Raw genomic sequence first — 20,903 nt, 5'->3', positions numbered from 1 at the left:
GGTGCTCCGCCCCGCCCGCGCCCCGGCCGGCGCCGGCGCCCGAGCCGGTGGAGTTCGGCGGGGGGCACTAGCCCCGAGCGGCATCGGAGCGCTGGCGCGCGGGTTGCTCGCCCGCTGCCGCCATGGAAGCGATGCTTCTGGCTCGCGCTCGCCCTCGTCGCGTTCACCTACGCCGGGTACCCGCTCGTGCTCGCCGTCTGGGACGGGGTGCGCGAGGCCCTCGCCGCCGTCCGGTTCGTGTCCGGCGGCGACGACCGCCGCGGCCGGGCCGCGGAGGCGTGGCCCACGGTGACGCTGCTGTTCTCGGCCTTCGACGAGGAGGCCTGGATCCGCCGCAAGATCGAGAACTGCCTCGCCCTCGACTACCCGCCGGACCGGCTCGAGATCGTGGTGGGCTGCGACGGGTGCACCGACCGCACCGCCCAGATCGCCCGCGAGGTGGGCGGCGCGCGGGTGAAGGTGCACGCGCTCGCGCCGCGCGGCGGCAAGGCGAGCGTCCTCTCGCGGCTGGTGCCGCAGGCCCGCGGAGACCTGGTGGTGCTCACCGACGCGAACGTGATGCTGGAGCGGGGCGCGCTCCGCGCGCTGGCGCGGCGCTTCCGCGAGCCTGGCGTGGGGGCGGTGGTGGGGCGGCTGCGGCTGTTCAACCCGACCCGCCGCGAGTTCGAGGAGAGCCTGTACTGGAAGTACGAGACCGCCATCAAGTACTACGAGGGCAAGCACGGCTGCGTGCTGGGCGCGAACGGCGGCCTCTACGCCATCCGCCGCATCCTGTTCTCGCCGCTCCCGCCCGACACCATCGTGGACGACTTCGTCATCCCGGTGCGGATCGCGGCCCGGGGGTGGGAGGTGCCGTTCGAGCCGGACGCGGTCGCGTTCGAGGAGACCACCGAGGACGCCGGGCACGAGTTCGGGCGGCGCGCGCGCATCGGCGCGGGCAACTGGCAGGCGCTGGCGCGGGTGCCGGAGCTGCTCGACCCGCGCACCGGGTTCCTGTGCTTCGCGTTCGTCTCGCACAAGCTGCTGCGGTGGTCGGCGCCGTTCCTGCTCGCCGCCGCGGCGGTCGCGAACGGGCTGCTCGCCGCCGCGCCCGGCGCGTGGGGCTACCGGGCGCTGCTGCTCGCGCAGGCCGCGTTCTACGGCCTGGCGCTGGCGGGCCGGCACGGCGCGGCCGGGCTGCGGGGCCCGGTGCGCCGGCTCGCCTCGCTGGCGCACTACTTCGTGGCCATGAACGCCGCGCTGGCGGTGGGGCTGTGGCGGTTCCTGCGCCGCAGCCAGCGCGCCGCCTGGCAGCGCACCGAGCGCGCCGGCCCGAGCGTGCCGGCCGCGTGATGCGCGTGCCCGCTCGCGCCTGACCTCCGGGACCCCGCTCGCCGCGAGCTCGTCCCGCGCATCGGCGCGCGGGCGGGGGTGACAGGCGGTGCAGGCGGCGCTACACACCGCCCTGCGCCGCCGCGCGGCGGCCGCCGGGGGCTCCATGGACGATCTGCTGGTGGTCGGCACGCTGCACACGCTCGACCCGGCGCGCCCGCGCGCCGGGGCCGCGCTGATCCGCGACGGCCGCTTCCTGTGCGTGGGCGAGCCGGCGGAGTGCGCCGCCCGCGCGGCCCCGGGGGCGCGCCGGCTCGACCTGGGCCGCGGGAGCGCCGTGCCCGGCCTGGTGGACGCGCACGGGCACGTGCTCGGCCTCGCCCGCGCGCGCCGCGAGGTCCGCTGCGAGGGGGCCGAGAGCGCCGAGGCCTGCGCGGCGCGCGTGGCCGAGCGCGCCCGCGCCACGCCGCCGGGGCGCTGGATCCGCGGCCGCGGCTGGGACCAGAACCGCTGGCCCGGGGGCGCGTTCCCGGAGGCCGGCCCGCTCTCCCGCGCGGCGCCCGATCACCCGGTGGTGCTGTTCCGCGTGGACGGGCACGCCTGCTGGGTGAACGGCGCGGCGCTCGCCGCGGCGGGCATCGGCCCGGGCACCGCGGATCCGCCGGGGGGACGGATCCTCCGCGACGCGGCCGGCCTGCCCACCGGCGTGCTGGTGGACGCGGCGATGGACCTCGTCACCGCGCGCCTGCCGCGGCCCGGCCCGGAGGAGCTGGAGGAGCTGCTGCTCGCCGGGCTCGACGAGCTGGCCGGCCTCGGGCTCACCGGCGTGCACGACGCCGGCGTCGAGCCGGACGTCCTCGACGCGTACCGCCGCCTCGCCGGGGCGGGCCGGCTGCCGCTGCGCGTGTACGCCATGATCGACGGCCTGGCGCCGCGCCCGGTGCTCGAGGCCGAGCTGGAGCGCTGGCGGGGGACGCCGGAGCTGGGCGGCCGGCTCGAGGTGCGGGCGGTGAAGCTGTTCGCCGACGGCGCCCTGGGCAGCCGCGGCGCGGCGCTGCTCGAGGACTACGCCGACGACCCGGGGAACCGCGGGCTCCTGCTCACCGCGCCGGACGAGCTCCGGGCGCGGCTCGAGGCGGTGGTCCGGGCCGGGATGCAGCCGGCCGTCCACGCCATCGGCGACCGGGCCGTGCGCGAGGTGCTCCGGGCGTTCCGGGACGCCGGCCCCGCGCTGCGCCCGCTCCGCCCGCGCGTCGAGCACCTCCAGATCCTCCAGCCCGCGGACCTGCCGCTCCTCGCCGAGACCGGCGCGGTCGCCTCGATGCAGCCGGTCCACGCCACGAGCGACGCCGCCTGGGTGCCCGCGCGGCTGGGGGAGGGGACCGAGCGGCTGCGCGGTGCCTACGCCTGGCGCAGCGCCGCCGCGGCCGGGGCGGTGCTGGCGTTCGGCTCGGACTTCCCCATCGAGTCGCCCGACCCGCGCGCCGGGCTGTGCGCGGCGGAGGCGCGACGGGGGCCGGACGGCGCGCCGTTCCAGCCGCAGGAGGCGGTCTCGCGGGAGGCGGCGCTCCGGGCGTTCACCGGGGGAGCGGCCTGGGCCGCATTCGCCGAGGGGCGCCGCGGGATGATCCGCGAGGGGATGGACGCCGACCTCACCGCCTTCGAGGACGACGTGCTCGCGGTCCCGCCGGAGGCGCTGCCGGCGATCGGTCTCCTGGCCACGGTCGTCGGCGGTCGGGTGGTCGCCGGTCAGAGCAGCCTGGCGTAGCCCACCAGCAGCCGTCCGGCGGGGAGGCGGCCGCCGCCGACCACCAGCAGGTCGTTCACGGTGCGGCCGTCGTCGCCCTTGAGCTTCCAGGCCTTGCCGAGGTTCACGCGGATCCGGGCCACGCCGTGCTCGGTGAGGTGGAGCACCACGGCGGTGCCGTCCTTGCCCGCCGACTCGACCAGGCCCACGTGCTCGACCGGCCCGCCGGGCCGATCGGCCAGGAACGCCAGGTCGCCGGCGGCGGGGGCCCAGCGCCTCGCGACGCCGCGGTCGCGGGCCAGCGCGTGGAGGGCCCGCGGGTCGGCGTCCGGCGGGAGCGGGGCGCCGGCCCGGTCGTAGGCGGCGCGGACCAGCGCGGCGCAGCCGTCGCCGAACCGGGCCCCGTCGACGACGATCTCGCGGGCGCCCACCAGCCGCGCCGCGGTCGCGACCGCGCGCTCCACCGCGAGCGCGCGCGGCAGCGGGCGGGGCACGGCGCGCGCGCGGACGGGGGCGACACCTCGAGCCGGGCCGGCATCCGGTTCGCGGATGCCGGCCCGGCCCTGGGCGGGCGGGGGCAGGGGGTTGTCGCGGGCGGCGCGCATCGGGCCCGCGCAGGCGGCCAGCAGGCCGGCCAGCGCGACGGGCAGCGTGCGCAGCGGCGACATCGGGGTGGGATGCTAAGCGGCGAGGTGGGCCCCTCCAACTTTTCGGCCATAATTCACGTATCGTGAAGCACCGCCGCCGCCGGGGCCGCTGGTTTGACCCGGCCGATATCGCCTGCTAGCTTGGCTGCCCTGAACGCATGTCCCGGCATTACCAGCTCAAGGCGGCCTCCCCGCCCGCCCGCGCGCTCAACTACCAGGGGCTCCTGAACGACCAGCAGATCGCCGTCGTCGAGGCGGGCGACGGGCCGATCCTGGTGATCGCCGGCGCGGGCTCGGGCAAGACGCGCACGCTCACCTGGCGCGTGGCGCGGCTGGTCGCGGACGGCGTCGCGCCGGAGGGCATCCTCCTCCTCACCTTCACCAACAAGGCGGCCCGCGAGATGCTCCGCCGCGTGGAGGAGGTCTGCCGGGTGGACACGCGCCGCATCGCCGGCGGCACGTTCCACCACGTCGCGCACGAGGTGCTGCGCGAGCACGCCGCGGAGCTGGGCTACCAGCGCGGCTACTCCATCCTCGACCGCGAGGACTCGCGCGACGTGATGACCGCGGCCATCGCCGAGTGCGGGCTGGCGGTGGGCGCGCGCCGCTTCCCGAAGGCCGACGTCCTCATCGACCTCGTCTCGATGGCGGTGAACACGCAGACCCCGCTCGCCGACGTGCTCGCCGACCGCCGCCCGCAGTTCGTCCCGCTCACCGACGACGTGCTGCGGGTGGCCCGCCGCTACGCGGAGCGCAAGCACGCGCTCAACGCGATGGACTTCGACGACCTGCTGCTCAACTGGAAGATCCTGCTCGCCGAGCGCGAGCACGTCCGCCGCGCGCTGGCCGCGCGCTACCGGCACGTGCTGGTGGACGAGTACCAGGACACCAACCGCCTGCAGGGCGACGTGGTGGACCTCATCGCCGCCGAGCACCGGAACCTGTGCGTGGTGGGCGACGACGCGCAGAGTATCTACTCGTTCCGCGGGGCCCACTTCGCGAACATCCTCGAGTTCGAGAAGCGCTACCCGGACGCGCGGCGCTTCGACCTGACGGTCAACTACCGCTCCACCCCGCAGATCCTCTCGCTCGCGAACGCGTCGATCGCCGCGAACGTCCGGCAGTTCGAGAAGGAGCTGTCGAGCGTCCGGCGCGACGGGACCCTGCCGGCGGTGGTGCCCTGCCGCGACGTGCAGCAGCAGGCGGCGTTCGTGGCGCAGCGGGTGCTCGAGCTGCGCGACGAGGGCATCCCGCTCCCGGAGATCGCGGTGCTGTACCGCGCGCACCACCACTCGATGGAGATCCAGTTCGAGCTGGCGCGGCGCGGGATCCCGTTCGTCGTCCGCAGCGGCGTCCGCTTCTTCGAGGCCGCGCACGTGAAGGACGTGCTCGCGCACCTGCGCTTCGCGCGCAACCCGGGCGACGAGCTGGCGCTGAAGCGCTGCCTCAAGATCACCCCCGGCGTCGGCACCGCCACCGCCGACGCGGTGTGGAGCGCGTTCGCGCTGCGGCGCAGCCGCGGGCGCGGCACCGTGGACGAGCTGCTCGCGCCGGACGTCGCCTCGCACGTGCCGGCCAAGGGGCGCGCCGGCTACACCCGGCTCGCCCAGCTCCTGCGCGCGCTGGCGCGGCCGCCCACCTCCGACCTGCCCGGCGAGGCCATCGAGAAGGTGCTGGACGGCGGCTACGAGGAGTACCTGCGGGCCGAGTTCCTGAACGCCGACCAGCGCGTCGAGGACGTGCAGCAGCTCGCGCAGTACGCGCGCGGCTACGAGGACACCGAGGCGTTCCTCTCCGAGATCGCGCTGCTCACGGAGATCTCGGCCGAGACCGTCTCGGAGGGCGGCGAGCCGGACGAGAAGATGATCCTCTCGTCGGTGCACCAGGCGAAGGGCCTCGAGTGGCGGGCGGTGTTCGTGGTGTGGCTCGCCGACGGCCGCTTCCCCTCGGCGCAGGCGCTGAAGGACCTCGACGGCGAGGAGGAGGAGCGGCGGCTGTTCTACGTCGCGAGCACCCGCGCCAAGGACGAGCTGTACCTGACCTACCCGGTGGTCGCCGCGCCGCGGGACCGCGAGCGCGTGGTGATGAAGGCGTCGCGCTTCCTCGAGGAGCTGCCCGCCGAGCCGGAGCTGTTCGAGCGGTGGCAGCTCGACGATCCCGGCCTCCCGGCGGCCCTGGGCGCGGCGCCCCCGCCCGCGACCGGGCTCCCGCCGCGCGATCCGAGCGTCGTCCCGGCGCTGTTCGGCGAGCCGGCGCCGCGGCGCGGGCCCGTCCCGGCCGACGCGGCGGTGGAGCCGGGCGGCGGGGACCCGGACGGCGGCGACGACGTTCCGTTCTAGCCGCGGCGGCGCCCCGCGCCCCGGGTTCGGGTGCCGCCGGTTCCTGTGCTAGGTTTCGGGGCCATGGCAGGCGCGCGGGAAAAGCCCATCATCGGCATCGACCTCGGCACGACCAACGCGTGCGTCGCGTACGTGCGGAACCGCATCCCCAAGGTCGTCCCGACCGACCGCGGCAACCTGATCCTGCCGACGGTGGTGGCGCTGAGCGACAAGGGCGACGTGCTGGTGGGCGGGGTGGCGAAGGACCAGCTCGTCACCAACCCCAAGAACACCATCTACGGCGCGAAGCGGCTCATCGGCCGCAAGTGGAACTCCAAGGTCGTGCAGGAGCTGCGCAACTACTACTCGTACGACATCGTGGAGGGGCCGAGCGGCGAGGCGGCGGTGCTGCTCGGCGGGCAGGTCCACACGCTCCCGCAGATCAGCGCGCTCGTGCTCGCCCACATCCGCACCATCGCGGAGGCGTTCCTGCAGAAGGAGCTGGCCGGGGCCATCATCTCGGTGCCGGCCTACTACTCCGACGCGCAGCGCCAGGCGGTGCGCGAGGCGGGGCGCATCGCCGGGTTCGAGGTGAAGCGCATCGTCAACGAGCCCACCGCGGCCGCGCTCGCGTACGGCTTCTCGCGCGGGCTCGACCAGAAGGTGCTGGTCTACGACCTGGGCGGCGGCACGTTCGACGTCTCGGTGCTCCAGCTCTCCGGCAACGTGTTCGAGGTGCTGGCCACCGGCGGCGACACGTTCCTGGGCGGCGTGGACTTCGACAACCGGATCATCGACTACGTGCTCGAGGACTTCTGGCGCCAGCACAAGATCGACCTGGCGCAGTCGCCCATCGCCATGCAGCGGGTGAAGAAGGGCGCGGAGTCCGCCAAGATCGACCTGTCCCTCATCCCCAACGTCGTCATCGACCTGCCGTTCATCGAGGAGCGCAAGGGGCGGCCGCTCGACGTGCGCATGCCGCTCTCGCGCCAGCAGCTCAACGAGCTGACGCTCGACCTGGTCGAGCGCACCTTCGAGATCTGCGACCAGGTGATGGAGGAGAAGGGCCTGCGCCCGCAGGACATCGACGAGATCATCCTGGTGGGCGGCCAGAGCCGCATGCCGCTCGTGCAGCAGAAGATCCAGGAGCACTTCGGCAAGCCGCCGCGCAAGGGCGTCCACCCCGACGAGTGCGTGGCGCTCGGCGCGGCGCTGCTCGGCGACTCGATCGACCAGATCGACTCGGTGACGCTGGTGGACGTGCTCTCGATGCCGATCGGCATCGCCACCCCCACCGGCCACTTCCGCAAGGTGCTGGAGAAGAACACGCCCATCCCGGCGAGCAAGAGCTTCCGCCTCCCGCCGCCGCGCGAGCCCGGGCAGCCCATCGAGATCGACATCTACCAGGGCGACTCCGACTTCCTGGTGGACCAGGAGTTCCTGGGCTCCATCCGCCTCCCGGCCGCGGCCACCGGCCGGCGCATCGACTTCAAGCTCGACGAGGAGTGCCTGCTCAAGGTGAGCTTCGACGATCCGGTGAAGGGCATGACCGAGATCGGCCTCGCGACGCGCGACACCCCCGAGGCCATGAAGCGCGCGCTGGCCGAGGAGGCGCGGCGGCGCCAGGCGGCCGGCGAGCAGGCCGCGGCGGCGGCGGGCGAGGAGCGGCGCGGCGGGCTGTTCGGCTGGCTCAAGCGAGGCTAGGGGATGCGGTTCGGCTCGCGCGACTGGATCGACGCGCTGGTGGCGGCGCTCAACGCGCAGCCCGGGCTCGCCCCGGCCCTGCGCGGCCTGGGCGAGACCGCCGCGCTGGTGGTGGAGGCCGACCCGCCCGCCTGGCCGCGGACGGTGGCCGCCTGGGCCGAGCAGCGCGGCGGGCGCATCGCGCGCTGGCGGCTGCTCGCCGACGAGGACGAGATCCTCGAGCTCGAGCCGGATTACGTGATCCGGGCGACGTACGGGACCGTGAAGGCGATCCTGCGCGGCGCGGACGCGGTGCAGGCGGCGCTGTCCGGCCGGGTGAAGGTCGAGGGGGACCTCGAGGCGCTCATCCGCCGCGCGCAGCACCGCGGCGTGGTGGACGCGGCGCTGGCGGCGGTGGAGACCGAGCTACCGTAGGGGAGGGCGCATGGGACGCGAAGGGAAGGGCATCGCCGGCTCGCTCCTCGACGCCGGGACGAAGCTGGTGGCGCGGGCGGCGGAGACGGTCATCAAGGACCCGCGCGGCCAGGAGGCGGTGGCGCGCGCGGTGGGCCTCGCCCAGCGCGGCCGCAAGCAGGTCGAGGCGCTCCAGGAGCGCGTCATGGCCGCCGCGGGGATCCCCGGCCGCCAGGACTACCAGGACCTGGCGAAGCAGCTCGCCCGCATCAAGCGCAAGGCCCGCGAGCTCTCCGAGAAGCTCCAGGAGACCGGCCGCGGCGGCGGCGGCGAGCCCCCCGATCCCCCCGGCGGCGGCTCGCGCTGAACCCGTTGACACACCCGGGGACCGACGGCATACTTCGCCGCCTCGTTGCACCAGGGCGCTTGGCTCAGCGGTAGAGCACTGCCTTCACACGGCAGGGGTCGCAGGTTCGAACCCTGCAGCGCCCACTCCGAAACGGGCCGGAACTCCGGGAGAAATCCCCCGAGGTCCGGCCCGTTTCCCTTTGGTGCGCCGCGGCGTCTCCCGTTCCTCCCGAGCGTGTTGTGCATCACTGTGAGCGAAAGCCCGCGCGCCGGGCCGGTCGTCGTCGCCCCGAAGGTCGGCGAGCGCGTCGTGCAGCGGCTCCAGCGCGAGGGCATCAAGCTGTAGCCGTCCGGCGCCGCCCGCTCACGTCCCCGGCGCGCGCGGGCCGCGGCGCCGGCCGCGGACCCCGGCCGTGCTAACCTCCCCGCGTGCCCTCCGCCCGGAAGATCCTGCTCGCCGCCATGCTCTTCGCCCTCGGGTACCTGACCATGCAGGCCACGCGCTGCGACTCGAGGCCGTCGGGCACGCCCACGGCGCCCGCCGCGCGCTAGCCTTTCCCGGCGCCGCCCGGTTCGCGCTACGCTTCGCCCCGGGGGTGGGCCATGACGCGCTCCGGGGCGCGTGCGGCCGGGGCGGCGGCGCTGCTCGCGCTGCTCCTGCCCGCGTGCGACGACGACGAGGCGGTGGGCGGCGGCTGCCGCGGCGGCACCTGCGGCTTCGTCGATCACCTCTACTTCTCCACCTACGTCTGCGGCGGCTGGGGCGTCGGCTACTCGTGGCGTAGCCTCGACCACTGCGTGCGCCAGTGCGAGGTCGCCGCGGCCTGGGGGTGCGCCGCCGGAGCCTGTGCCGGCGAGTGCACGGTGGACCACGGCACCGGGGCGTGGCTGACCTGCACCCCGGACAACCGCGAGGCGCGCGTCGTGGGCTCCGGCTGCTTCCTGCCCACCAGCGGGATGGACGGCGAGACCGTCCCCTGCGACTGCCGGTGACGGCCAGGGGAACGTTGGCGCACACCGGCGTAGCTTCGCCGACCTCGGCGCCGCCCCGCGCGCGGGCTCGGCCCCGCGGGGAAGCACGCTACACTGTCGGGATGAACCGGACCCTCGCCGCCGCCGCCGTGCTCGCCCTCGCTGCCTGCGGTCGTCTCGACCAGGTGGACATCACCCGCTCCGCGTCGGTGAACGTGCCGGGGGTCCCCGGCGCGCCCGCCGGCTCGATCCCGTCGATCCAGGCGCTCGACATCGGCGGCGGCGATCAGCTCCGCGCCGAGGGCATCGACCCGGGCGACGTGGACTCGGCCAAGCTCCGCCGGCTCAGCCTCGAGGTGACGGCCGGCGACAGCCTGGAGACCTGGGTGGACTCGGTCTCCCTCTACGTCGAGACGGCCGGCCAGCCGCGGATCCTGCTCGCCTCGAAGTCCGGGATCTCGGCGCTGCCCGCGGGCACCACCCACGTGGACCTCGACGTGAACGCGGGCGTGGACCTGAAGCCGTACCTGACCGCGGCGTCCTCGCCGGTCACGGTCGAGGCGACCGGCAGCGCGCCGGACGTGAACACCACGGTGAAGGTCACGGCGACCATCCGGGTGGACGTCAACGTGAGCGGGCTCCTGAACTGAGAGCACGTGAACCAATCCCCTCCCGTCGCCGCGGCGGCCGATCCGCGTCGCATCGCGTCGTTGCTCCTCCCTCACATGCCTCGGGGCATGCTCGGTCGTCGCGCCTCGCGCTGCTCGCGTCTCGACCGCCTGGCTCGGTCCGGGGATTGATTCACGCGCTCTGAGCGCAGCGACCGAGTCTCGCGCGGGGCAGGCCGCCCCATCCCGCGACGGCTTCTCGCGCGCCTCCCCGGACTCGTGCGAAGATGCCGCCTCATGACCGGATCACCCGCGACCGTTCCACCGGCGACACCGGCCCCGGCGCGCCAGCAGGAGGCGCTCCGGTGAAGCTGGGGTGGCTCGGCGCGCTCCCGCTCCTGGCGCTCGCGGTCCACGTGGCCGTGGTCGCGGCGCTCGGGCCGACGGACGAGGTCTGGTGGTCCCTGCAGGTGGCGTGGCAGGTGCTCGGCGCCGCGGGTTGCCTGGCGGCGGCCCGCGCGTTCCGCCCCGGCGACCTGCTCTGGAAAGCCTGGGCGTGCACCGGCGGGTCGCTGGCGCTCCCCACGCTGGTGCGGCTGCTGAACGGCCCGGCGCGGAGCTGGGATCTCCTGCCGGCGCTGTCGGATCCGTGGGTCCGCCTCGGAACCCTGGTCGCCATCAACGCGTTCTCGGTGACCGGCGCGATCCTGTTCCTGGCCGCCTTCCGGCGAACCGCGACGGGGCTCGGCCTGACCGACCGCCGCAGCGTCCGCACCACCGCCGCGACGGTGATCGGCGCCCTGGTGATCGGGGTCCCGGTGCTCGCGCTCGACCTGCGCGACGCGCTGGGCGGCGGCCTCTCCTCGGACGCCCTGGCGGCCGCGGTGTCGGTGACCGGCGACATGATCTGCTTCTCCGCGGTGGGGCCGCTGGCGCTGGTGGCGCGCGGCCTCGTCGGCGGGGCGCTGCAGCGCACCTGGACGCTGCTCGCGGTCTACAACCTCGGGTGGCTCTTCTACGACCTCACCACCACCAGCGCGCGCGTCACCGGCCACGTGGACGGCGGGACGCTCGTGGCGGAGGCGGTGCTGTGCGTCGCCTGCGTGGTGGTCGGCTCGGCCGGCTTCGCGCAGCGGGTCGCGCTGCGCGACGTGTCCCGCCGGGCCGCGGAGCGCGCCTCCTCCCTCGCCGCCTGAGGGAGGTCCCTCAGGCCGGGGTGCCGCCGTCCGGCGGCCTCCGGGGCAGCCGCACCGTGAACGTGGTGCCGTCCTCCTCGTCGGAGCGCACCTCCACGCGACCGCCGTGCGCGTCGGCGATGCGGTCCACGATGAACAGCCCGAGGCCGACGCTCCGACCGGTCGGATCCGGCGCCGCCCGCCCGCCCGGCTCGAAGAGCGTCGGGATGATCTCGGCGGGGATGGGGACGCCGAGGTTGTGCACCGACAGCCACACCTCGCCGTCCTCGGCCGCGACGCGGACCGTGACCGGCGTGCCGCGCGCGCCGTACTTGAGCGCGTTCGTCACCAGGTTCCCGATCACCTGCGCGATGCGGTCGGGATCCCAGTGACCGTGCGTGTCGCCCGAGGCCTCCACCGAGATCGGGCGATCGGGGTACGACGGCTCGAGCTCGTCCACCACCTGCTGCGCGACCTGGCGGAGCTGCGTCGGGCGGGGCTGGATCGGGATCCCGGCGCCGAGCCGCGCGCGGGTCAGGTCGAGCAGGTCGCGGATGAGCCGGGCGGCGCGCTCCGCCGCGGAGCGGATGCGCGCGATGGAGGCGACGTTCCGGTCGGAGAGGTCCTCGCGCGCGAGCAGGGAGGACGTGCCCAGCAGGATCGCGTTCAGCGGGTTGCGCAGGTCGTGCGAGACGATCCCGATGAGCTGCTGCTCGAAGTCCCGGGCCTGGCGGAGCCGCTGCTCGTCGCGCATGCGGCGGGTGGCGTCGCGGAAGAACACGGCCACGCCGCCGTCGGTCACCGGGTAGGCCGCGACCGCGTTCCACATGTCGAGCGGCTCGAAGTACGCCTCGAACTCGCGCGGCTCGCGCTCGTTCATGACCCGGTGGTACTCGATCCAGTAGGGCGAGTCGGGCCGCGCCAGCTCCGGCCAGACCTCCCAGAGCACCCGTCCCAGCGTGGTCTCGCGGCTCCGCCGCGAGAGCCGCTCCTGGTTCCGGTTCACCCGGACGATCCGCCAGGCGCGGTCCAGCTCCAGGAAGGCGTCGCCCAGCTCGAGCAGCTCGTCGGCGTGGCGCAGGCGCTCCAGCGCGCTCTGCGCGTCGGTGACGTCGAGGCCGATGGAGACGATGGCGGGGTCCTCGGGCGCGAGCGCGCCGGCGAGCGCGAACGTCACGGTGTGGAACGTCCGCAGGCCGCGCGGGGTGTCGAGCGTCTCGCGCAGCTCGACGGTCGTGCCGCGCTCCGCGCGCGCGTCGGCGCCCGTCAGGCGGCGGGCCACGGCCGGCGGGAGGACGTCCTCGAACCGCCGGCCCAGCAGCTCGCCCTGGGGCACCCCGAGCACCTCGGCCGCGAAGCGGTTCACGAACAGGAAGCGGCCGTCCCGGCCGCGGAGCACCAGCGCGGCGGGCGCGTGGTCGGCGACCGCCCGCAGCCGGGCGTCGGCGCGCCGGGAGGCGACCTCGCGCGCCTGGACGAACCGGCGCACCCCCTCGGCGATGGCCGCGTTGATCGCGGTCTCGAGCACGCGCAGGTCGGGAGTCGACGGCCTGAGACGCTGCTCCTCGGCCAGCTCCAGGATCAGATCGCCGAGGATGCCGTACTCCCAGACGAGCTGGACGACGTCCACCGGCATGCCCGCGCGCTGCTCGCCGTGCACCGTCGCCACCGCCGCCACCCGCGGCGGCTCGGCCGGCGCACGCGGCGCCGGTCCGTTGCGCAGCGCGTCCACCAGGGCGTCCAGCAGCGCGGGGAAGGAGTCGAGCAGCTGCGGGTCGGGCATGCGCGACTCGCGCAGCTCCCTGCGCGCGCGCTCCACGAACCGGCGCGCGAGCTCCTCGCGGCGCGCTTCGATCAGGTCGGCCAGCGTCGAGGGTGTGGGCGGCACGGTCCGCTGGAGGATGCGGCAGCCGGGGACGCGCGGCAGCAGCGTCGCCTCAGGCGGGCACCCCGGCCCCCTCCGGAGAGCGCAGCCCGAGCGGGAAGCCGTCGAGCTCGCCGGTCGCGCCGTCGCCGACCGGCTCCACGGCCGCGTGCTCGCCCGCGTCGAGGTCCAGGCCGAACGCCGCGAGCAGCCGCGCCTGCTCGCGCGTGGCCGCCCGGAAGCGCACCTGCTTCTCGCGCCGGTGCTCGCGCACCCAGCCCGCGAGGACGCAGGCCGCGAACTCGCACGCCTCCTCGGCGTGGGCGAGGTCGATCACGAACGCGTCCGCGGCGGACTCGTCCATCTGGACCCGGAGCGCCCACGCGGAGGCGCCGTCGAACGCGCCGTACACCGTGAGCACCTCCGCCGCCCCGTCCGATCGCCGTACGATCGCCGCTCCCGTCATCGCGCACCCGTCATCTCGCACGAAGCTAGGCACGATCGTCGCGAAGGGGCGGGATTTTTCATTATGATGGCGGACGTGCCACAACACCGCCGGATGGCGATCCTGTTCGATCTGGACGGGACGCTGGTCGACACCGTTCCGTTCATCCTCGCCTCCGTGCGCCATGCCTTCGACGGGTACGGGTGCTGCCCGACCGACGCCGAGTGGATCGCCGGGATCGGGACGCCGCTCCGCGCCCAGCTCGCCTCGTTCGCCCGCAGCCCCGCCGACGTCGAGCCCTTGCTCGCGCGCTACCGGACGTTCTGGATCGCGGAGCACGATCGCTGGACCCGTTGCTTCCCCTCGGCGCGCGAGACGGTGCTGACGCTCGCCGCGCGCGGCCATCCCCTCGGCGTGGTGACGGCGAAGACCGAGGAGGGCGCCTACCGCACGCTCCGCCACGTGGGGCTGCTCGAGCGGATGGGGGCGGTGATCGGGGCCGACAGCTGCGCCCGCTCGAAGCCCGATCCGGAGCCGGTGCGGCTGGCGCTGTCGCGGCTCGGGGCGGAAGCGGACGCCGCCGTGATGGTGGGCGACTCGCCGCACGACCTCGCGGCCGGCCGCGCGGCGGGGGTGCGGACGGTCGCCGCGCTGTGGGGCGCCTGCACCCCCGAGGTGCTCCGCGCCGCCTCCCCGGATCACCTCCTCGAGGACATCGCGGCCCTCCCGGCGCTGCTCGAGGCCATCACCCAGGGTTCATGACGCGGCGCGCCCGCGCCGTCCCGTGATAGGAGTCGCGAGCATGCGCGTCGGATACCTCGGTCCCCCGGGCACCTTCAGCGAGGAGGCCGTCGCGCGCTGCGAGGCGGTCCGCGGCGCGGAGGCGGTGCCGTTCCCCACCTTCGCCGACGCCCACGAGGCGCTGCTGCGCGGCGAGCTCGACGCGGCCCTGCTGCCCATCGAGAACTCCATCGAGGGCGCGGTGAGCGCGGTGCTCGACCTGCTCGTGCACCGGCCCGGCGCGCGCATCCGGGCCGAGCTGCTCCTGCAGGTCCGCCAGCACCTGCTGGCCCGGCCCGGCACGCGGCTGGAGCAGGTGCGGCGCGTGCTCTCGCACCCGCAGCCGCTCGGGCAGTGCGCCCGGTTCCTGCGCACGCGGCTGCCCGCGGCGTCGCTCGAGCCCGCGCTCTCGACCGCGGAGGCCGCGCGCAAGGTGGCCGCCGGCGAGCCGGACGCGGCGGCGCTCGGCCCGCGGCGCGCCGCCGAGCGCTACGGCCTCGAGGTGCTGGCGGAGAACGTCCAGGACTCCGACGAGAACGTGACCCGGTTCGTGCTGCTGGCGCGCGAGGACGCCCCGCCCACTGGCGCCGACCGGACCAGCATCGCCTTCACGCTCGACCGCGACCGGCCGGGCGGCCTGTACGAGGTGATGGGCGAGTTCGCCCGCCGCGGCATCAACCTCTCCAAGATCGAGAGCCGGCCCACCAAGCAGGCCATGGGCCACTACGTGTTCTACCTGGACTTCGAGGGGCACCGCGCCGACCCCGCCGGCGCGAGCGCGCTCGAGGGCGTGCGCGCGCAGGTGCACGAGCTGCACCTCCTGGGCTCGTATCCGCGGACCGGCGCGCCGGTCTAGCCGGCCCGGGCGCGCGCCGGGGGCGGCCCGGCGCGCGAGGCGCACCGCGGCCGCGCAGAGCGCGCCGACCCGCTCCGGCGGGACGAGCGCGTCGAGGCGCGGGCCGGCCGCGTTGAACGTGCAGGTGAGCACCACCTCGGCGCCCGCCGCGGCGTGGGCGGCGTGGACGGCCGCGATCGCCTCGGGCCGCTCCAGCACCCAGGCCTCGGGCAGCGCGCCGGCGGGGAGGCCGGCGGCGAGGAGCGCCGTGCCCATGGCCCCGTCGAGCAGGGTGGGGCGCTCGAGCGGGCGCGGGGCCGTGGGGGTCATGCGGTGCGCGCCCCGGCGGCGGCGGGCTCGGCGAAGAAGGCGAGCAGGGCCTCGCGGCTCCGGCGCGCGTCGGCGTGGCCGAGCGCCATGAGCTCGTCGGCGAACTCGCCGTCGAACAGGAGGAAGCTGGCCAGGTCGGCGGCGCCGTCGGCCGCGGCCTCCACGTCGGCGGCGGCCCGGCGCAGCAGGCGCGCCGCCAGCGTGCCGGGGCGGAGGTGGCGGACCCGGCGGGCGGCGTGCTCGTGCGCGAGGACGCCGATGTCGCGGGACGGCCGGATCACGAGCTCGCGCACCCGGCGGAACGGCGCGCCCAGCTCGCGGGCGGAGAGCGCGGCGAGCTGCTCGGCGAACGCCGGGCCGAACACCTGCTCGGCGCGATCCATCATCGCGTTCACGTGCCGGAGGCGGTCGATGTCGTAGTCGGCGTGGTCGAGCAGCAGGGCGTTCAGCAGCCGGCCGAGCTGCGCGGCGGTGGTGGGGACCTCCTCCGGGTGGAGGCGGGGCGCCCGCTCCTCCTTGCGTCCCTCCGCGCGGAGCGCGATCACCAGCACCCGGTCGGCGCCGAGGCGGAGCGCGGGCGCGAGCGGCGTGTTCTGGCGGACGCTGCCGTCCACGAACCAGGAGTCCTCGATGCGGACCGGGCGGAAGAGCAGCGGGATCGCGCCCGAGGCGAGCGCGTGGGCGGGCCCGATGGCGCAGGCGCGGGCCTCGACGAGCGGGTCGCGGCTCCACGCGGGCAGCTCGCGCAGGCTCTCCACGAAGACCACCGCGCGGCCGGTGCCGAGGTCGGTGGCGCTGACCGTGAGCGCGCCCACGTGGCCGTCGCGCACGTTGCGGTGCAGGCGCGGCCAGTCGATCCGCTCGTGGACGAGCTTGGCCAGCGCCTCCGGGAACACGAAGTCGGAGAGGCGCCAGCTCAGGTGGCGCATCCGCGTGGCGCGGAGCTGGCGGACCACGTAGCCGGGCAGCGCGGCCAGGTTGAGCGCGCTCCAGTGGAAGACCTTCTCCAGCCGCAGGCTGCGCCAGGCGGCGGCGAGCGCGACGCCCTGCTTCTCGGGAACGTCCGCGGTCGAGGCCATCACGCAGGCGTTCACCGCGCCGATGCTGGTGCCGGACAGGACGTCGAAGCGCGGCTGGTGCCCGAGCTCGGGCGCGAGCTCCTCGCGCAGGTAGCGGACGACGCCGGCCTCGTACGCGCCCCGCGCCCCGCCGCCGGACAGGACCAGCGCGGTGCGCCCGCGGTCCGCGCCGGTCACAGCCGGACCTCCTCGAGGTGCGAGGGCACGAGCGCGGCCCAGCCCAGCTCGTCCATGCGCGCCTTCGCCGCCGCCAGCGCGGTGGGCTCGCCGTGCACCAGGAACGTGCGGCGCGGCTGCGCCGGGAGCGTCGCCAGCCAGCGCCGGATCTCCGCCTCGTCGGCGTGGGCCGAGAACCCGCCGAGCGTCGCCACCCGCGCCTTCACCGGCACGTCCTCGCCGTGGATGCGCAGCGTCGCGGCGCCGTTCTGCAGGCGCCAGCCGCGGGTGCCGCCGGCCTGGAAGCCCACCAGCAGGACGGTGTTGCGCGCGTCGGGGAGGCGGCGCGCCAGGTGGTGGAGCACCCGGCCGCCGGTGGCCATGCCCGAGGCCGACAGGATGACGCAGGGGCCGCGCACGTCGTTGATGGCCTTCGACTGGTCCGGGCTGCGGCAGAACGTCAGCTTGGCGGGCCGGAGCGGCTCCTCGCCGGCGGCGATGCGCCGGATGGTCTCGTCGTCGTGGTCCTCGCGGTGCGCCAGGTAGATCGGGGTCGCGTCCACGGCCATGGGCGAGTCCACGAACACCGGGATGGACGGGATCTCGCCCCGGTCCTCCAGCTCACGGAGCGTGAACAGGACCTCCTGCGTGCGCCCCACCGCGAACGCCGGCACGACCAGCGCGCCGCCGGAGCGGACGACGGCGTGGACCTCGGCGGCGAGCGCGCTGGCGGGCGAGCCGGCCTCGTGGCGCCGGCCGGCGTAGGTGCTCTCGAGCACCAGGGCGTCGGCGGCGGGCCCGGGCTCGGGGTCGGGGAGGATGGGGGCGCCGTAGCGGCCCAGGTCGCCGCTGAACAGGAGCCGCGTCCCGCGGGCGCCCCCCACGCTCAGCTCCACCAGCGCGCTCCCCAGGATGTGGCCGGCGCGGTGGAAGCGGAGGGTCACGCCGGGCGCGATCCGGCGGGGCTCGGCGTACTGCAGCGGCGCGAGCCGGGGCAGCACCTCGAGCGCGTCCTGCTCGGTGTAGAGGGGGAGGGCGGGCGCGTGCTTCGAGTAGCCCTTCCGGTTCGCGTAGCGCGCCTCCTCTTCCTGGAGCCTCCCGGAGTCCGGGAGGAGCAGGCCCGCCAGGTCGCGGGTGGCCGGGGTGCAGTGGACCGGCCCGCTGAAGCCCTGGCGCCCCAGCAGCGGCAGCGCCCCGCTGTGGTCCACGTGCGCGTGCGTCAGGACCACCGCCGTCAGGGACCGGGGGGAGACCGGCAAGGGGGCGCGGTTCCGGAGGCGCAGCTCCTTGTGGCCCTGGAACAGCCCCGCATCCACCAGCACCCGGACCGAGCCGGTCTCGACCAGGAACCGTGAGCCCGTCACCGTGCCGGCCGCGCCGAGGAAGCGGATGGACGTCATCGTGGGCGAATTCTACAATCCCTTTACGCGCGCGGCGCGGCCCTCCTGCGCGCGGTGGGCACCACGGGACCGCAGACGGAGCGTTCACGACATGCGCCGGAAGATCCGCGTGGTGGGAGCGATGATCGAGCAGGACGGGCGCTACCTCATCACCCAGCGCCCGCCCACCGCCTCGCTGCCGCTGCTCTGGGAGTTCCCCGGCGGGCGCGTCGAGGCGGGCGAGACCGACCCGGCCGCGCTGGCGCGCGAGCTCGCCGAGGAGATGGGCATCGGCGTCGAGGTCGGCGGTCGCGTGATCCACGTCGAGCACGCGTACGAGGCCTACGACATCGACTTCTGCGTGTACCGCTGCCGCCTGGTCCGCGGGCCCATCCAGCACATCCGCGTGCACGACCACCGCTGGGTCCGGCCGGACGAGCTCGATCAGTACGAGTTCCCGCCGGCCGACGAGAAGAGCATCGCGAAGCTGCTCGGCCTGTAGCCCGGCTCGCCCCCGCCGTCCGCGCCGCGCCGCCCGCATGGGCCGGCGCCGGCTCCCGCCACGCGTGACCCGTCCGCAGGCCCCCGACGGCGAGCAGCCTGCCGGGGCCCTCCGCGCTTACCCGGATTGCCCGATCCCCGGACGTGCGCAGATTGGCTGCGAAGGGGGCGGGAGGCCTCGGTGTCGGCAGACGAGAAGAAGGGCCACGGGCAGCGCAGCGAGCGGGGGCGCGGGCCCGGCGGGCCTGGCCCCCAGTCCCGGATCCCGCTGGCGTCGCCGGCGGCGTGGCTGGTCCTGATCGCGCTCGCCATCTTCCTGTTCCGCGCGTTCCAGGACGTGGGCGTGCGGCGCATCCCGTACTCGCAGTTCAAGGAGATGGTCCGCCAGGGCGCGTTCGAGCGCGTCGTGATCGGGCCGGACTGGGTCCGCGGGGTGCCGAAGCCGGTGGAGGCCGGCGCGGCCCAGGGCGGCGGCGCGCAGCCGCAGCCGGCGCAGGGCGAGGGCGAGCGCAACGGGCAGGCGCTGCCGTACGTCGCCACGCGCATCCCGGGCGGCGGCGACGACCTGGTGCAGGCCGTGGAGAAGGCCGGCGTGCCCTACGACGCGGTGGCCGGAGGCGGCATGGGCGACCTGTTCTGGGTCTGGATCGCGCCGATCGCGATCGGGCTGCTGTTCTGGGCCTGGGTGATGCGGCGCATGTCCGGGCAGCTCGGGCAGGGCCCACCGGGGGTGATGGCGTTCGGGAAGTCGCGGGCCCGCATCCACATGGAGCCGGACACCGGCGTGACCTTCCAGGACGCGGCCGGCATCGACGAGGCCGTGGAGGAGCTGCAGGAGATCGTCGAGTTCCTGAAGACGCCGGAGAAGTACCGGCGGCTGGGCGGCCGGATCCCGAAGGGCGTGCTGCTGGTCGGGCCGCCCGGCACCGGCAAGACGCTGCTGGCGCGCGCCACCGCGGGCGAGGCGGGCGTGCCGTTCTTCTCGCTCTCCGGCTCGGAGTTCGTGGAGATGTTCGTGGGCGTGGGCGCCGCCCGCGTGCGCGACCTGTTCGCGCAGGCCACGCAGAAGGCGCCCTGCATCGTGTTCATCGACGAGCTGGACGCGCTCGGCAAGTCGCGCAACGCCGGCATCGTGGGCGGGCACGACGAGCGCGAGCAGACGCTGAACCAGCTCCTCGCCGAGATGGACGGCTTCGACGCCCGCGCCGGGCTGATCATCATGGGCGCCACCAACCGGCCCGAGATCCTGGACCCGGCGCTGCTGCGGCCGGGCCGCTTCGACCGCCAGGTGCTGGTGGACCGGCCCGACAAGCGGGGCCGCGAGCAGATCCTCCGGATCCACGCGCGCAACGTGAAGCTCGGGCCGGACGTGGACCTGCGCTCGGTGGCCGCGCGCACCCCCGGGTTCGCCGGCGCCGACCTCGCCAACGTGGTGAACGAGGCGGCGCTGCTGGCCGCCCGCCGCAACAAGAACCACGTGACCCGCGCCGAGTTCGAGGAGGCCATCGAGCGGGTGGTGGCCGGCCTCGAGAAGAAGAGCCGCCGCATCAACGAGCGCGAGAAGGAGATCGTCGCCTTCCACGAGGCGGGGCACGCGCTCGTGTCGTGGATGCTGCCGTTCGCCGATCGGGTCTCGAAGGTCTCGATCATCCCGCGCGGCCTGGGCGCGCTGGGCTACACGCTCCAGCTCCCGCTGGAGGACCGCTACCTGCTCACCCGCAGCGAGCTGCGGGACCGCATGGCCGGCCTGATGGGCGGGCGCGTCGCCGAGGAGGAGGTGTTCGGCGAGCCGTCCACCGGCGCCTCCAACGACCTGCAGCACGCCACCGCCGTGGCGCGGATGATGGTGCGCGATTACGGGATGAGCCGGGCGCTCGGGCCGGTGTCGCTCGGCGACCAGGGCGGGCCGACGTTCCTCGGCGTGAAGGGGTTCGAGACCCGGTCGTACTCCGACCACACCGCGCTGGCGGTGGACCGCGAGGTGCAGGCGCTGGTGGAGGAGGCGCAGGAGCGCGCGCGGACGGTGGTGCGCGAGCACCGGGAGCGGCTCGACGCGCTCGCGGCGCGGCTGCTCACCGTCGAGGTGGTCGAGGAGGACGAGATCACGCGGCTGTGGGGGCCGAAGGTGGTGCGGCCCGGGACCATCGAGGGGCGCGGCCACGAGGAGGCGCCGCCGGAGGCGCCGAACCGTCCCGTGGCCGCCTCGGCGGACGCGAGCGCGGGCTTCGGGCGGTCCGCCCCGCAGGCGCCGCAGGCGGTCGCCGGGCACCCGGGCGGCGACCGGGATCGCGAGCCGTGAGGAGGCGGCGCG

Annotated in this window: 19 protein-coding genes, 1 tRNA gene and 1 pseudogene; 15 read left to right on the top strand and 6 right to left on the bottom strand. The window is 75.5% G+C overall.

Going from position 1 to position 20,903, the window contains the following annotated elements; translation table 11 throughout:
- The first annotated feature begins 186 nt into the window (after positions 1–186).
- Both PSR1_RS03790 and PSR1_RS03785 read left to right on the top strand, forming a co-directional pair.
- Entirely contained in the window at positions 187–1,332 is a 1,146-nt protein-coding gene (locus PSR1_RS03790; RefSeq protein ID WP_237757809.1) for a glycosyltransferase family 2 protein, read from the top strand.
- A 145-nt stretch (positions 1,333–1,477) separates the two neighbouring features.
- On the top strand, positions 1,478–3,079 hold the full coding sequence (locus tag PSR1_RS03785; protein ID WP_059436307.1) for an amidohydrolase: 1,602 nt from the start codon (positions 1,478–1,480) through the stop codon (positions 3,077–3,079).
- Here the strand turns inward: PSR1_RS03785 and PSR1_RS03780 are convergent.
- Positions 3,061–3,726 carry a C40 family peptidase gene (locus PSR1_RS03780; RefSeq protein ID WP_059436305.1) on the bottom strand — a complete coding sequence of 222 codons (666 nt, stop codon included), beginning with the start codon at positions 3,724–3,726 and terminating at the stop codon, positions 3,061–3,063. The genes PSR1_RS03785 and PSR1_RS03780 overlap by 19 nt on opposite strands.
- Before the next feature lie 137 nt (positions 3,727–3,863).
- On the opposite strand from PSR1_RS03780, the gene PSR1_RS03775 reads away from it, so the two are divergent.
- The 9 genes from PSR1_RS03775 (at position 3,864) to PSR1_RS03740 (ending at position 11,244) form a co-directional block, all read left to right on the top strand.
- Positions 3,864–6,044, top strand: a complete 2,181-nt coding sequence (locus PSR1_RS03775) for an ATP-dependent helicase (RefSeq protein ID WP_059436304.1) — start codon at positions 3,864–3,866, stop codon at positions 6,042–6,044.
- Between the two features lie 63 nt (positions 6,045–6,107).
- The gene (locus tag PSR1_RS03770; RefSeq protein WP_059436303.1) at positions 6,108–7,727 is read left to right on the top strand and encodes an Hsp70 family protein; all 1,620 of its coding nucleotides are present in this window, start codon (positions 6,108–6,110) and stop codon (positions 7,725–7,727) included.
- A 3-nt stretch (positions 7,728–7,730) separates the two neighbouring features.
- Positions 7,731–8,141: an SCP2 sterol-binding domain-containing protein gene (locus tag PSR1_RS03765; RefSeq protein WP_059436302.1), complete on the top strand. Its 411-nt coding sequence runs from the start codon at positions 7,731–7,733 to the stop codon at positions 8,139–8,141.
- 10 nt (positions 8,142–8,151) lie between these two features.
- Positions 8,152–8,487, top strand: a complete 336-nt coding sequence (locus PSR1_RS03760; RefSeq protein ID WP_059436301.1) for a hypothetical protein — start codon at positions 8,152–8,154, stop codon at positions 8,485–8,487.
- A 53-nt stretch (positions 8,488–8,540) separates the two neighbouring features.
- Positions 8,541–8,612 (top strand) — tRNA-Val (locus PSR1_RS03755).
- 285 nt (positions 8,613–8,897) lie between these two features.
- Positions 8,898–9,020: a hypothetical protein gene (locus PSR1_RS24785; protein WP_272946322.1), complete on the top strand. Its 123-nt coding sequence runs from the start codon at positions 8,898–8,900 to the stop codon at positions 9,018–9,020.
- Positions 9,021–9,071: 51 nt separating this feature from the next.
- Complete coding sequence (locus PSR1_RS03750) at positions 9,072–9,461, top strand: hypothetical protein (RefSeq protein ID WP_059436300.1); 390 nt, start codon at positions 9,072–9,074, stop codon at positions 9,459–9,461.
- 101 nt (positions 9,462–9,562) lie between these two features.
- Positions 9,563–10,090, top strand: a complete 528-nt coding sequence (locus tag PSR1_RS03745; RefSeq protein WP_059436299.1) for a hypothetical protein — start codon at positions 9,563–9,565, stop codon at positions 10,088–10,090.
- Positions 10,091–10,413: 323 nt separating this feature from the next.
- Positions 10,414–11,244, top strand: coding sequence for a hypothetical protein (locus PSR1_RS03740; protein ID WP_059436298.1), 831 nt, complete (start codon positions 10,414–10,416; stop codon positions 11,242–11,244).
- Between the two features lie 10 nt (positions 11,245–11,254).
- On the opposite strand, the gene PSR1_RS03735 is transcribed toward PSR1_RS03740, so the two are convergent.
- Both PSR1_RS03735 and PSR1_RS03730 read right to left on the bottom strand, forming a co-directional pair.
- Complete coding sequence (locus PSR1_RS03735) at positions 11,255–13,111, bottom strand: ATP-binding protein (protein ID WP_059436297.1); 1,857 nt, start codon at positions 13,109–13,111, stop codon at positions 11,255–11,257.
- Between the two features lie 49 nt (positions 13,112–13,160).
- Positions 13,161–13,553: a hypothetical protein gene (locus PSR1_RS03730; protein ID WP_059436296.1), complete on the bottom strand. Its 393-nt coding sequence runs from the start codon at positions 13,551–13,553 to the stop codon at positions 13,161–13,163.
- A 66-nt stretch (positions 13,554–13,619) separates the two neighbouring features.
- Between PSR1_RS03730 and PSR1_RS03725 the strand changes: the two genes are divergently transcribed.
- Together PSR1_RS03725 and pheA are read left to right on the top strand one after the other, a co-directional pair.
- Positions 13,620–14,294, top strand: a complete 675-nt coding sequence (locus PSR1_RS03725) for an HAD family hydrolase (protein WP_237757808.1) — start codon at positions 13,620–13,622, stop codon at positions 14,292–14,294.
- A 40-nt stretch (positions 14,295–14,334) separates the two neighbouring features.
- Positions 14,335–15,168, top strand: a complete 834-nt coding sequence (gene pheA / locus PSR1_RS03720; protein ID WP_059436294.1) for a prephenate dehydratase — start codon at positions 14,335–14,337, stop codon at positions 15,166–15,168.
- Positions 15,169–15,243: 75 nt separating this feature from the next.
- On the opposite strand, the pseudogene PSR1_RS24955 reads toward pheA, so the two are convergent.
- The 3 genes and pseudogenes from PSR1_RS24955 to PSR1_RS03710 form a co-directional block, all read right to left on the bottom strand.
- Positions 15,244–15,423, bottom strand: a pseudogene (locus PSR1_RS24955) (homocysteine S-methyltransferase family protein); the annotation flags it as partial.
- 50 nt (positions 15,424–15,473) lie between these two features.
- Positions 15,474–16,733, bottom strand: a complete 1,260-nt coding sequence (locus tag PSR1_RS03715; RefSeq protein WP_059436293.1) for a patatin-like phospholipase family protein — start codon at positions 16,731–16,733, stop codon at positions 15,474–15,476.
- Positions 16,730–18,112 carry an MBL fold metallo-hydrolase RNA specificity domain-containing protein gene (locus tag PSR1_RS03710; protein ID WP_059436292.1) on the bottom strand — a complete coding sequence of 461 codons (1,383 nt, stop codon included), beginning with the start codon at positions 18,110–18,112 and terminating at the stop codon, positions 16,730–16,732. Before PSR1_RS03710 ends, PSR1_RS03715 begins: the two co-directional genes overlap by 4 nt.
- Before the next feature lie 91 nt (positions 18,113–18,203).
- Here PSR1_RS03710 and PSR1_RS03705 point away from each other — a divergent pair, with 91 nt between their 5' ends.
- Both PSR1_RS03705 and ftsH read left to right on the top strand, forming a co-directional pair.
- Entirely contained in the window at positions 18,204–18,593 is a 390-nt protein-coding gene (locus PSR1_RS03705; protein WP_011420831.1) for a (deoxy)nucleoside triphosphate pyrophosphohydrolase, read from the top strand.
- A 180-nt stretch (positions 18,594–18,773) separates the two neighbouring features.
- Complete coding sequence (gene ftsH / locus PSR1_RS03700; protein WP_059436291.1) at positions 18,774–20,891, top strand: ATP-dependent zinc metalloprotease FtsH; 2,118 nt, start codon at positions 18,774–18,776, stop codon at positions 20,889–20,891.
- The last annotated feature ends 12 nt before the right edge of the window (positions 20,892–20,903 follow it).

The sequence above is a fragment of the Anaeromyxobacter sp. PSR-1 genome, assembly GCF_000964525.1.
GTDB lineage: Bacteria > Myxococcota > Myxococcia > Myxococcales > Anaeromyxobacteraceae > Anaeromyxobacter.
Note: the sequence above shows the minus strand (reverse complement) of the source record. Positions and strands in the feature narration are given on the sequence as shown.